This window comes from Azospirillum sp. CT11-132 (assembly GCF_047302835.1).
Taxonomy (GTDB): domain Bacteria; phylum Pseudomonadota; class Alphaproteobacteria; order Azospirillales; family Azospirillaceae; genus Azospirillum.
Genome location: NZ_JBGLZA010000002.1, coordinates 771,522 through 783,268 on the forward strand (window position 1 = coordinate 771,522; position 11,747 = coordinate 783,268).

At 68.6% G+C, this 11,747-nt stretch carries 9 protein-coding genes; 6 read left to right on the forward strand and 3 right to left on the reverse strand.

The window, feature by feature from the left end:
- Nucleotides 1–133 precede the first annotated feature (133 nt).
- On the forward strand, nt 134–1,081 hold the full coding sequence (locus tag ACCD06_RS05230) for an AEC family transporter (RefSeq protein WP_109155999.1): 948 nt from the start codon (nt 134–136) through the stop codon (nt 1,079–1,081).
- 81 nt (nt 1,082–1,162) lie between these two features.
- Nucleotides 1,163–1,459 carry a hypothetical protein gene (locus tag ACCD06_RS05235; RefSeq protein WP_109151863.1) on the forward strand — a complete coding sequence of 99 codons (297 nt, stop codon included), beginning with the start codon at nt 1,163–1,165 and terminating at the stop codon, nt 1,457–1,459.
- A gap of 10 nt (nt 1,460–1,469) precedes the next feature.
- On the opposite strand, the gene ACCD06_RS05240 is transcribed toward ACCD06_RS05235, so the two are convergent.
- Nucleotides 1,470–4,235 carry an ATP-dependent DNA helicase gene (locus tag ACCD06_RS05240; RefSeq protein ID WP_413339280.1) on the reverse strand — a complete coding sequence of 922 codons (2,766 nt, stop codon included), beginning with the start codon at nt 4,233–4,235 and terminating at the stop codon, nt 1,470–1,472.
- Between the two features lie 111 nt (nt 4,236–4,346).
- Here ACCD06_RS05240 and mtgA point away from each other — a divergent pair, with 111 nt between their 5' ends.
- From mtgA to ACCD06_RS05255, 3 genes are all read left to right on the forward strand, one after another.
- Nucleotides 4,347–5,021 (forward strand): monofunctional biosynthetic peptidoglycan transglycosylase, encoded by a 675-nt coding sequence (gene mtgA / locus ACCD06_RS05245; protein ID WP_413339282.1) that lies wholly within the window; start codon nt 4,347–4,349, stop codon nt 5,019–5,021.
- A 223-nt stretch (nt 5,022–5,244) separates the two neighbouring features.
- Nucleotides 5,245–5,769 carry a flagellar basal body-associated FliL family protein gene (locus ACCD06_RS05250; RefSeq protein ID WP_109155985.1) on the forward strand — a complete coding sequence of 175 codons (525 nt, stop codon included), beginning with the start codon at nt 5,245–5,247 and terminating at the stop codon, nt 5,767–5,769.
- 293 nt (nt 5,770–6,062) lie between these two features.
- Nucleotides 6,063–7,433 (forward strand): DEAD/DEAH box helicase, encoded by a 1,371-nt coding sequence (locus ACCD06_RS05255; RefSeq protein ID WP_136703176.1) that lies wholly within the window; start codon nt 6,063–6,065, stop codon nt 7,431–7,433.
- 69 nt (nt 7,434–7,502) lie between these two features.
- Here ACCD06_RS05255 and ACCD06_RS05260 read toward each other — a convergent pair whose 3' ends face one another.
- Both ACCD06_RS05260 and ACCD06_RS05265 read right to left on the reverse strand, forming a co-directional pair.
- Entirely contained in the window at nt 7,503–8,537 is a 1,035-nt protein-coding gene (locus tag ACCD06_RS05260) for a hypothetical protein (protein WP_413339285.1), read from the reverse strand.
- Between the two features lie 54 nt (nt 8,538–8,591).
- Nucleotides 8,592–9,872: an NAD(P)/FAD-dependent oxidoreductase gene (locus tag ACCD06_RS05265; protein WP_413339287.1), complete on the reverse strand. Its 1,281-nt coding sequence runs from the start codon at nt 9,870–9,872 to the stop codon at nt 8,592–8,594.
- 168 nt (nt 9,873–10,040) lie between these two features.
- Between ACCD06_RS05265 and ACCD06_RS05270 the strand changes: the two genes are divergently transcribed.
- On the forward strand, nt 10,041–11,384 hold the full coding sequence (locus ACCD06_RS05270; protein WP_413339289.1) for a glutamine synthetase family protein: 1,344 nt from the start codon (nt 10,041–10,043) through the stop codon (nt 11,382–11,384).
- The last annotated feature ends 363 nt before the right edge of the window (nt 11,385–11,747 follow it).

Below are 11,747 nucleotides of genomic sequence, written 5' to 3' on the forward strand. Positions count from 1 at the left end.
AATCTCGAACGCCGCCTGCGCGGCGTCAAGCTTTGGCATCCGACGCCACTTTCGCGCCGTCAAGGGTGCCATGCTTGGCGCGGAGAGGTCGGCCGCTCGACGCGACGGTTGGGTCTGCTTATTGTCGCGCACCATGAACGTCGTCCTCAATGTCGCATTTCCCGTATTCGCCATCATTCTGGCCGGATTCCTGTCCGGGAAGTCGAAGCTGCTCGGCGCCGCTTCGTCGGAGGCGCTGAACAAGTTCGTCTATTGGATGGCGCTGCCGCCGGTGCTGTTCCTGGGCACGGCGAGACGGTCGATCCCGGAAATCTTCAACGGCCCCTTCATCGGCGCCTTCCTGGGGTCGATGCTGATGGTCTATGCGCTGGGCGCGATCATCGGCCGGCTTCTGCGGCGGGAGCGCACGCAGATCCAATGCATGCAGGGCCTGAACTCGGCCTTTTCCAACACCGGCTACATGGGCATCCCGCTGTTCCTGGCCGCCTTCGGCCCGGACCATCTCGCCCCCACCATCCTGGCGACCGTCATCATGAGCGCCATCATGGTCGGCATCGCCGTGATCTGGATGGAGTTCGCCAACAGCCACGGCGGCGGGCTGGGCAAGGCCCTGCGCGACGTCGGCCGGGCGCTGGCGAAGAACCCGCTGATCCTGTCGACCGCCGCCGGCCTCGCTTGGTCGGCGCTGCTCCCCGGCGTGGCGGTGCCGAAGCCGATCGCCACCTTCTGCGAACTGATGGGCTCCCCCGCCGGTCCCTGCGCGCTGTTCGCCATCGGCCTGTTCCTGGCCTCGCAAAGGCTGACCGCCGGGCTGGCGGAGGCGGGGTGGATCAGCGCGCTGAAGCTGCTGGTCCATCCGGCGCTGGCCTGGGTGCTGACGCAGACGCTGTTCCCGATGGACCCCTTCTGGACCGGCAGCGCGGTGATCCTGGCGGCCTTGCCGACCGGCGCGCTCACCTTCGTGGTGGCGAGCCAGTACCAGACCTATGTCGAGCGCACCTCCTCGGCCATCCTGGTCTCGACGGTGCTGAGCGTGGTCACGCTGTCGGCGCTGCTGGCGGTTTATGCGCCTGGGGGGTGAGGAGCGCAGCTTCCCCCATTGCGCGTGACCGATTTCTTCTGCACGATTTTTCGTATCAGCCATCCAGTGCGGAGAAATGTCATGCCGTCGAGCCGCGTGCGAGAGTGGGTTCTGTTGAATGACTTTTTCGAGCACAAGGTCCGGCAGGGAAATGATGTGTTCGTTCCGGACACATCCTATCCCCACATACACATCGGCAAGGGCTTCGTCGTTTTCTCCAGGACTTCGAACGACCATCCGGACCTGATCCGCGGCGACATCGTTTCGACGGCGCGGGCGCAGTCACTGGTCATTGATCTGCAAGGCACTAAAGATCCCCGCAAAGAGCGGTTTGCCGACATCCTTCAGATCTGCCGCTTCATCGCCCACCAGTTCTGAGCGGACGCCCTCACCACCCCCGCAGGAACTCCGCCGTCTCCTCCACCGCCTGCTTCAGCCCGACGCGCCGCATCTCCACCCCCTCAGGGAAGGCGCCGGCCAGCCGGCTCGGCATCATCGGGTCGAGCAGGACGAACACGCCGGTGTCGTCGGCGCGGCGGACCAGACGGCCGAAAGCCTGTTTCAGGCGCAGTCGGGTGATCATGTCCTCGTAGCGCCGGCGGCCGAAGGCCTCGCGGCGGGCACGGTGCAGGATGTCGGGACGCGGCCAGGGCACGCGGTCGAAAACGATCAGGCGAAGCGAGCGGCCCGGCACGTCCACCCCGTCGCGCACCGCGTCGGTGCCGAGAAGGCAGGCGTGCTCCTCGTTGCGGAAGATGTCGATCAGGGTGGACACGTCGAGCGGATCGACATGCTGGGCATAGAGCGGGATGCCGACCTGATCCAGCGGCTCGGCGATGCGGTCGCGCACCGCGCGCAGGCGGCTGATCGCGGTGAACAGGCCGAGCCCGCCGCCGCCCGCCGCCAGGAACAGCGATTTGTAGGCCGCCGACACCTGCCCGAGGTCGTCCTTGCGCACATCGTTGACCACGAAAACGCGGGTGCGGTTCGGATAGTCGAAGGGCGAGGGGACCTGCGCCCGGATCGCCGGGGCCGGCAGGTGGCTGGCCCCGCAGCGGTCCTCCGCCGCGCGCCAGTCCTGGCCGACATCGCCGGTGCCGTCGGTCAGCGTGGCGCTGGTCACCACCAAGCCATGGGCGGGACCGGCCAGCGCCTCGGCGAAGGGAACCGTCGGGTCGACCCAGTGGCGGTACAGCCCGACATCGACGTCGCGGCCGTCGATCCGCTCCACCGCGAACCAGTCGACGAAGTGGGAGGGCGTTTCGGTCGGCAGGGTGCGCAGCATGGCGCGCCACGCCTCCACCGTCAGGGTGCCGCGGCGGTGCAGGCTGCGCGACAGGGCGTCGATGCGGCGGCGCTGGTCGGAATCCAGTTCGGCGCTTTCGTCCTCAAGCCGTTGCGCCAGCCGGCGGGCCAGCGCCTCCACCGGTTCGGACAGGCGGACCAATGCCTGCTCCAACTCCGCCGCCGCGTCCAGCAGCCCATCCACCGGGTAAGCCTTGTCGGCCTCCAGGCTGTAAGGGCCGCCCTGGCCGGCGGTGCGGGCATAGACCTGCTGGCGGGCGAGCAGAAGGAAACGCTCGGTCGGCCCCTGCGGGTTGTCGGCGGCCAGACGCGCCGACCAGCCATCGCCGGGCAGCACGCGGGCGCCCATCAGAATGTCGTCGAGATGGCGCAGAGCCTCCTCGTCGCCGGCGACGATGTCCTCCAGCCGGCGCTTCAGCCCGCGGGCGCGGCTGCGGCCGGTCTCCTCGGCACCCAACAGCCAACGCCGAAGTTCCTGCGTCTCGCGGCAGGTCAGGTGGCCAGCGAAGGCGCTGTCGGCGGCGTCGAAGACATGGTGCCCCTCGTCGAAGACATAGCGGCTGGGCAGCGTCGGTTCCTCGCCGCCGCCGAGCGCTGCCTGCACCATCACCAGCGCGTGGTTGGCGATGACGATGTCGGCGCGGCGGGCGCGGCGGACGCTCTTCTCGATGTAGCAGCGGGCGTAATGATCGCAGGCTGAATAGATGCACTCGCCGCGGCGGTCGGCCAGCCCCATGGTCGGGCCGCGCCCGGCGATGTCGACCAGCCAGCCGGGAAAGTCGCCTCCGGTCATGTCGCCGTCGCGCGTCGCCGCCGCCCAGCGCGCCATCAGCCCGACGCCGATGGCGTTGTGCGGCTGGAAGGGCATGGCGCGCACCGCCTCTTCCAGGTTCAGCAGGCACAGATAATTCTCGCGCCCCTTGCGCAGCACCACCTTGCGCGCCTTGGTCGCCGGGTCGGCATAGAGCCGGTCCAGTTCCCCGTCGATCTGGTGCTGGAGGTTGCGGGTGTAGGTGGAAATCCACACCGTCCCGCCATTCTTCTCCGCCCAGACCGTGGCCGGCGCGAGGTAGCCCAGCGTCTTGCCGACGCCGGTTCCGGCCTCCGCCAGCACCACGTTCGGGGTGTCGGGCAACTGGCGTGGCGCGAAGGCGGCCGACACCGCGCTGGAATAATCGGCCTGCTGGGGCCGCGGCTCCGCCACCTTGCCCAGCACATTGGCCGACAGCATGGCGGCGAGGCGGCGGCGCGCCTCCTCCGGATCGACCGGGTTCTGAGCGGGCGGCGGCGGGGGTGCGCCTTCCTCCCACTCCTTGATGCGGGTCCAGACGCGCAGGCCGGAGCGGGCGGCCCCCTTCTCCGGCCCGTCGGGCTTGCCCAGCGCCGCCAGAACTGCCGGCGCCCAGGGCCAGCCGGCGCGCCCCATCTCCCAGGCGAAGGCGACGGGGTCGGAGGACTCCTCCCGCCCGGCGGCACCCAGGTCACCCAGCAGGCGGCGCACGGCGCGTTGCAGGGCCAGCGCCTCCGCCTCGTGGCCGTCGGGGGTGGGCAGGTCGAGCGCCTCGGCGATGCCGCGCGGGGTGGGGACGCAGAAGCGGGCGGGGTGGACGAAGGCGAACAGCTCCAGCACGTCGAAGGCCGGGAAGCCGTCGATCCCCAGCCGGCGGGCAAAGGCGCGGGCATGGCAGACCAGCGGCGGCAGACGGCGCACCTTCGATGCGGCGGCGGCCAGCGACAGCTCCTCCACCTCGCCGTCGAGGGTCAGCGACACGACGCGGCGCGCGCCGGCCACCATGGCGGGCGCATCGTCAAGGCTGTGGAGCGGGGTGGGGTCGGCGGTCAGGTCCATCGGCGGCACTATATGGCGGCGGCACGCCGCAAAGCGAGTGCCGGATGTTGACGGCCCGCCGCTTCACCCCCATTGAGGGAAGTCCGGGGAGCCAGGCGGAGACGGGACCTTATGCGGAAACTGCTGCGCTGGGCGCTGATCGGGGCGGCGGGGCTGATGGCCTTCACCATTCTATGGGCGGCGCTCTACCGGATCGTGCCGCCGCCGGCCACGCCGCTGATGTTGATCCGGGCGCTGGGCGGCTCCGGCCTGTCGCGCGACTGGGAGCCGCTGGAGCGCATTTCGCCGGCCCTGGCAGAGGCGGTGATCGCGTCGGAGGATACCGGCTTCTGCGGCCACGGCGGCTTCGACTGGGCGGCCATCGAGGACGCCTTCGAGGACAACGAGGAAGGCAAGCGCCTGCGCGGCGGCAGCACGATCAGCCAGCAGACCGCCAAGAACGCTTTCCTCTGGCCCGACCGCAGCTGGACCCGCAAGGGGGCGGAGACCTGGTTCACCCTGCTGATCGAAAGCCTGTGGAGCAAGCGCCGCATCCTGGAGGTCTATCTGAACATCGTGGAGTGGGACGACGGCGTCTATGGCGCCGAAGCCGCCGCGCGGCATCATTTCCACAAATCCGCGGCGGCTCTGACCCGGCGCGAGGCGGCGCTGCTGGCCGTGGTGCTGCCCAATCCGCGCAACTGGTCGCCGTCCCGCCCCGGCCCCTATGTCGCCCGCCGGGCCGGGGTGATCGAGCGGCGGATGGCGGTGGTGCGGCGGGACGGGCTAGCGGACTGCGTGCGGTGAGCATTTTGGCGGCAAACACTTGCCCCCACCCTAACCTCCCCCGCTGGGCGGGGGAGGGGACAGGCGCCTGATCGGAAAAGCAGCGGCAGTCCCTCCCCCGCCCAGCGGGGGAGGTTAGGTGGGGGTCTAACTTCTCGAAAGCGGCGCTGCTACCCTCCACCGAATCTTAACCCCCACCGCTTTACCATTCGCGATGCCCCCGCCGCTCCGGAGGAGGCCGACCATGGCCACGCGTCGCACGCTGCACGGAACGCCGTACCCGACACCGCCTCCCGCCCCGATGCGCGAGGAGTTGGTGCCGCACCATGCCTCGGAGCCGGAAGCGGCCCATCCCACCCGCCTGCTGATCATCGTCCTGATTTCGCTGCTGACCCTGGCCGGGCTGGCCTATGGCGGCGGCATCGCGGTGGACCGCATCCTCGAACAGCGGCGGATCGAGGCGCGGATGGGGCCGAAACCGCATCTTGCGCAGCTGCCGGCGATGGAACTGCCGCTGGGCGGGTCGCGGGCGGTGGAGATGCAGGTCTCGCTGGTGCTGGCGCCGAAGGTGACCGCCGACCGGGTGCTGCGCTACCAGGACCGCATCGCCGACCGCCTGTTCCAGACCGTCGGCCAAACCGACAGCGAAATCCTGACCGGCCCCGGCTCCGCCGCCTTCCTGAAGGCGCGCATCCGGGACGCCGTCAACCGCGAGGCGGGGACCGGCCTGATCCGCGACATCTACATCGAACGCATGGTCGTCAAGTGACGCACGCGGGGCTCGTTCGGCGATGGCCCTTGTCTTGTGCGGCGCAATAGCTTATGTAGGGCGTCTTGATCGCTGGAGGCTCGCGCGTCTCTTGAGCGAGACGCGCTGTGATTGCGCAACGGCAGCTCCTTCGGGGGCAAACGTCCCAGGGTTCTAGGGACGCTCTGGCCGCTGCATCGGATAGACGCCTCTCCCTCTATCGACCTCCTCCCGGCGAGTCCGCCGGTATGTCCCACGCCCGCCATCGGGGCGCGCGGGGCCGTGCCGTGTTGCTTTGAGAAGGTTGTTACGACTTGACGTTTTCCGAACTCGGCCTGCACCCGCTCGTCCTGAAGGCCCTCGAGGCGTTCGAATACACCGTTCCCACCCCGGTCCAGCTCGCCGCCATTCCGCCGGCGCTCCAGGGCCGCGATATCCTCGCCACCGCCGAGACCGGCACCGGCAAGACCGCCGCCTTCATGCTGCCGGCGCTGACCCGCACCGCCGAGCTGCCGCTGAACGGCGCCGCCACCCCGCGCGTGCTGGTTCTGGCTCCGACCCGCGAGCTGGCCAAGCAGGTCACCGACGCCGCCCGCAAGTACGCGAAGTTCATGAAGCTGAACATCGTGGACGTGGTCGGTGGCATGCCCTACCGCGAGCAGCTGCGCCTGCTGTCGCGCCCGGTCGACGTTCTCGTCGCCACCCCGGGCCGCCTGCTGGACCATGTCGCCCGCCGCCGCATCGCGCTGGACGAGGTCGAGGTGCTGATCCTCGACGAGGCCGACCGCATGCTGGACATGGGCTTCCTCGACGATGTCGAGACCATCGCCAAGTGCTGCCCGCCGACGCGCCAGACCCTGCTGTTCACCGCCACGCTGGACCGCCGCATGGCGCAGCTGGCCGGCAACCTGCTGCGCAACCCGGAGCGCGTGGCCGTCGAGAGCCAGGCGACCGCGATCAACGTGGAACAGCGCCTGCACCATGCCGACGATCTGGACCACAAGCGCCGCCTGCTGCAGCATTTCGCCGCTCAGGAAGAGGTCGGCAAGGCGATCATCTTCGCCGCCACCAAGCGTGATGCCGACACGCTGGCCGAGGAGCTGAGCGCCGCCGGCCATGCCGCCGCCGCCCTGCACGGCGACATGGACCAGACCAAGCGCAACCGCACGCTCCAGCGCCTGCGCTCCGGTCAGGTCCGCCTGCTGGTCGCCACCGACGTCGCAGCCCGCGGCATCGACGTGCGCGACATCACCCACGTCATCAACTTCGACCTGCCGCGTTCGGCGGAGGACTATGTCCACCGCATCGGCCGCACCGGCCGCGCCGGCGCCTCGGGCGTTGCGATCTCCTTCGCCGCCCGCGCCGACCGCGAGACGCTGGTCCGCATCGAGCGCTACACGAAGGCGACGCTCGAGGTGCATGTGGTGCCCGGCCTGGAGCCGACGCGCCCCTTCACCACCGGTGGCGCCGGCCGTCCGGCCGGTCGCAACGGCCGTCCGGGTGGCGGCGCCGGCAAGCCGTGGCACCGCAACGGCGAGTCCAAGGGTCCGCATGCCCCGCGCGGCCCGCGTCCGGACTATGGCCGCAACGACAACCACCGCGGCGACGCCCGTCCGGACCATGGCCATGCCCGTCGTGAAGCCCACGGCAACGGCAAGCCGGCGGCCCGTGCCAAGAGCTGGTAAAAGATAGCTGGTAAGTCTTGTTCTTGAAGTGACCGAGGGGGCGTCGCCGGCTGGCGGCGCCCCTTTCGTTTATCCGCCCCGCTTCCACACTGTCGTTTCGATGTAGCGGCTTGCCAGGAACCGGTAGGTCTGCTTCTGCAACGCCTCCACCTTCGGCGAGCGTTCCATCGTGACCTCGTCCCAGCCCTGCAGCAGTTCCTCCCATTCCAGCAGCTTGGCGCGCAGGTCGTCGCGGATCTTGCGGATGAACTGGATGGTGGGGTGGAAGTTGCGCAATGCGCCGACGATGTCGCCGGTCTGGGCGTCGGCCTGATCGAAGATCATGTCATATTCGCGCAGCGGCTTGCGGATCAGCCCCTGCATGCGGTTCAGCTCGCTGCAGAAGGTGCGGTCGGTGCGATAGATGGTGGCCAGCTTCGCCATCGCCTGATCGATGCGGCGGATGTGCCTGAAGCGGTCGCGCAGCGCCTCGATGTAGGACAGTTCCTGCGCAAGGTCATCGATGCGGTCGGTCAGATATTGTTCGGCGTTGGTGGTCAGCTTCAGCCGCTCGGCGATCTTGGCGAAGGCGGCCTTCATCTTCTCCTTGGTCTGCGGATCCTCGACCAGCTGTTCCAGTTCCGACTGGTCGGAAACGATGATCTCGTTGCCGGTGAAGGACGAGACGATCTGAACGGTCAACCGGCCCTTGGCGATGATGCGGTGCTTGTCCTCCACCGACCAGGAGGCGCGGCCGTCCAGCAATTCGCCCGGAATTTCCTCGCCCGGCCGGATCTGCTTCACGAAGGCCAGCCCCTGTTCGATGATCTCCAGCAGGCGGGCGTCATGGCTGCCCTCCTCGATCTGGAAGGACTCCATCAGGGTGGGAAAGGCGAGCGCCGCCTTCAGGTCGCCCAGCAGGATGTTCAGCACCGCTTCCTTGCTGTTCGGCTCCTGGCAGAAGAAGGCGCCGGGCAGGCTGAAGACCTTGTGCTGGAAATCGAAATGCGTGTCCCGCATCGGCTGGACCAGAACATTCTCCTGCGCGGCCTTTTCGGCGATGCCGGAGTCCGGAGCGCCGTCCGGGGAGGGGGTGGTCTCGTCGCTGCTGGGGGTATCGGTCATGGGCGGGGAGGGGACTCAAGGCCGGAGGAGGGGGCTGTCGATTGCTTGCGCAGCCTACAGCAGATCGCGCAGACGGAACCACATCATTGCGAGGACCAGCGCCGGCGTGCGGAATCGCCTCCCGCCGGGGAACGGCATGTGCGGGATGCGGGCGAACACGTCGAAGCGCCCGGCGGTGCCGCTCACCGTCTCCGCCATCAGCCGCCCGGCCATGCCGGCCAGCGCCACGCCATGGCCGGAATAGCCGTGGGCGTACAGCGTCGTCGGCGACAGCCGGCCCAGATGCGGCATGCGGTTCATGGTGATGGCGACCCGCCCGCCCCAGAAATACTCGACACGGGCATCCTTCAGCTCCGGATAGATCGCCAGCATCTTCAGCCGCATCGCCTGCTTCAGCCCCGGCGCGTCCACCCCCGAATAGCTGACGCCGCCGCCGAACAGCAGCCGGTGGTCGGCGGAGCGGCGGAAGTAATCGAGCGAGAACTTCATGTCCGACACCGCGATGTTCGTCGGCAGCAGCGCGGCGGCCCGCTCCGTCCCCAGCGGCTCGGTGGCGATCATATAGGTGGCGACCGGCATGATCTTGCGGTCCAGCGCCGGGGCCAGCCCGCCGAGATAGGCGTTGCCGGCCAGGATCAGGTGCTTCGCCGTCACCCGGCCGCGTTGGGTGCGGACCCACGGCGCGGCGCCGCTGTCCATGGCGAGGACGCGGCTGTTCTCGAAGATGCGCACCCCGGCGGCATCGGCGGCGCGGGCGAGGCCCAGCGCGTAGTTCAGCGGGTGCAGATGACCGCTGCCCTCGTCCAGCAGGCCGCCGATATAGGCCTCGCTGCCGACATGGCGGCGGATGCCGGCGTGGTCCAGCCGATGCACCCGGTCATAGCCGTAGCCGTCGCGCATTTCCCGCTCCAGCGCCGTCACGTCCTGCATGTGGCGCGGTTTCAGCGCGGCATAGGCGAAGCCCCAGGTCAGGTCGCAGGCGATGGCGTGGCGCTCCACCCGCTCCGCCAGCTGGGCCTTGGCCTCCTCGCCGAACTCCCACAGGCGGCGGGCATCCTCCTTGCCCATCCAGCCCTCGATGGTCGCCATCGGCTTGTTGTAGCCGGTGATGATCTGCCCGCCGTTGCGGCCCGACGCCCCCCAGCCGCAGCGCTCGGCCTCCAGCAGCACCACGTCGAAGCCGCGCTCCGCCAGCTCCAGCGCGGCGGTCAGGCCGGTGTAGCCGCCGCCGACGATGCAGACGTCGCAGGCGACCTCCCCCTCCAGGGTCGGGCAGTCGACACGGGGCGCGGCGGAGGCCGCGTACCAGCTGTTCAGGTATGAAGCTTTCGGCATGGCGGCAGTTAAGTCCCAGCCGATGGGGGAGGTCAACGGAAAGGCGGATGTTTCACCAAAGCATCATGCGGAACCCTCTGGCGCGGTCCGCCGGAACGGCGTCATAGTGTCGCTGTCGTTCACAGCACGGAGGGGGCTGCCCATCGCCCGGAGCGGTCCGCCATACCCATGGGTTTTATGGAAGACTTCATCAAGAAGAACCGCATTACCGAAGTCGAATGCCTTGTGCCCGACATGTCGGGCATCGCGCGGGGAAAGATCGTCCCTGCCGAGAAGTTCCTCCGCATCCTGCGCGACCGCGGCCTGCGCCTGCCCGAGGCGATCTTCGTCCAGACCGTGACCGGTGAATTCCCCGAGGACGAGGACATCACCTCGGACGAGAATTCCGACATCTACATGATCCCGGACGAACGCACGATCCGCTTCGTCCCCTGGTACAACGAGCCGACGGCCCAGGTCATCACCGACTGCGTCTATGCCGACGGCAAGCCGGTCGACGTCTCGCCCCGCCATGTCCTGAAGCGCGTGCTGGCGCTGTACGAGGAGCGCGGCTGGAAGCCGCTGGTGGCGCCGGAGCTGGAATTCTTCCTCGTCCAGGTCAACAAGGACCCCGACTACCCGCTGGTGCCGCCGGTCGGGCGCAACGGCCGGATGGAAAGCGGGCGGCAGGCCTTCGGCATCGACGCCGTCAACGAATTCGATCCGATCTTCGAAGCGGTCTATGATTTCTGCGAGAAGCAGGATATCGACATCGACACGCTGACCCACGAGGCCGGCGCCGCCCAGATCGAGATCAACTTCAACCACGGCGACGCCCTGGAACTGGCCGACCAGGCCTTCCTGTTCAAGCGCACGGCGCGCGAGGCGGCGATGCGCCACAATATCTACGCCACCTTCATGGCCAAGCCGATGCAGGGCGAACCCGGCAGCGCCATGCACATCCACCAGTCGGTGGTGGACGCCGACAGCGGCCGCAACCTGTTCGCCAATCCCGACGGCACCGACAGCGCCCTGTTCATGTCGCACATCGCCGGGCTGCAGAAATACCTGCCCTATGCGATGCCGCTGCTGGCGCCGAACGTCAACAGCTACCGCCGGCTGGTTCCCAACTCCGATGCGCCGATCAACGTGCATTGGGGCCGCGACAACCGCACCACCGGCCTGCGCGTCCCGGTCTCCCAGCCCGACGCCCGCCGGGTGGAGAACCGGGTGGCCGGCGCCGACGCCAACCCCTATCTCGCCATCGCCGCGTCGCTGGCCTGCGGCTATATCGGCATGATCCAGGGGCTGGAGCCGAACGACCCGATCAAGGGCTCCGCCTACCGCCTCGCCTTCACCCTGCCGCGCCACCAGTCGGAGGCGCTGACCAAGTTCAACGCCTGCAAGCCGCTGAAGGAAATCCTCGGCGAACGCTTCATCGACGCCGTCGCCTGCGTGAAGGAGGCGGAATACGAGGCCTACAACCGCGTCATCAGCTCGTGGGAACGGGAAAACCTGCTGCTGAACGTCTGAAATCTTAAGCTGACGAACAAAAGGGGCGGCCCGCGGAGACATCCGTCGGCCGCCCTTTTACGTGTTTGGTTCCCTGTTCCTGCGCGGGGTCCGGCAGTCCGGCACCTGCCCGGCGCTTAGCGGATCGCGCCGGCCGGCACCCCGTTCGTGCGCCGATCCGCCACGGAATTTCGCAAGTTCGGCCAGGAAGACCGGCCGCGTGCTGGCAATGGCCGCCTGTCCTACCCCGACCGGTCCGCAGCCCCACCCCGATCGATCGCCGGTCGTCGTTCCATGCCACGACCGCGCTGATCGGCCGTGTCGGCACAGCCGTAAATTTCAAAGCTGGCGTTAATCCGCTTATGGCCGCCCGAACACGAAATC

Bases quoted from the DNA above. Each gene is read 5' to 3' on its own strand.
- ACCD06_RS05230 (WP_109155999.1), top strand. From the start codon at position 134: ATGAACGTCGTCCTCAATGTCGCATTTCCCGTATTCGCCATCATTCTG.
- ACCD06_RS05235 (WP_109151863.1), top strand. From the start codon at position 1,163: ATGCCGTCGAGCCGCGTGCGAGAGTGGGTTCTGTTGAATGACTTTTTC.
- ACCD06_RS05240 (WP_413339280.1), bottom strand. From the start codon at position 4,235: ATGGACCTGACCGCCGACCCCACCCCGCTCCACAGCCTTGACGATGCG.
- mtgA (WP_413339282.1), top strand. From the start codon at position 4,347: ATGCGGAAACTGCTGCGCTGGGCGCTGATCGGGGCGGCGGGGCTGATG.
- ACCD06_RS05250 (WP_109155985.1), top strand. From the start codon at position 5,245: ATGGCCACGCGTCGCACGCTGCACGGAACGCCGTACCCGACACCGCCT.
- ACCD06_RS05260 (WP_413339285.1), bottom strand. From the start codon at position 8,537: ATGACCGATACCCCCAGCAGCGACGAGACCACCCCCTCCCCGGACGGC.
- ACCD06_RS05265 (WP_413339287.1), bottom strand. From the start codon at position 9,872: ATGCCGAAAGCTTCATACCTGAACAGCTGGTACGCGGCCTCCGCCGCG.
- ACCD06_RS05270 (WP_413339289.1), top strand. From the start codon at position 10,041: ATGGGTTTTATGGAAGACTTCATCAAGAAGAACCGCATTACCGAAGTC.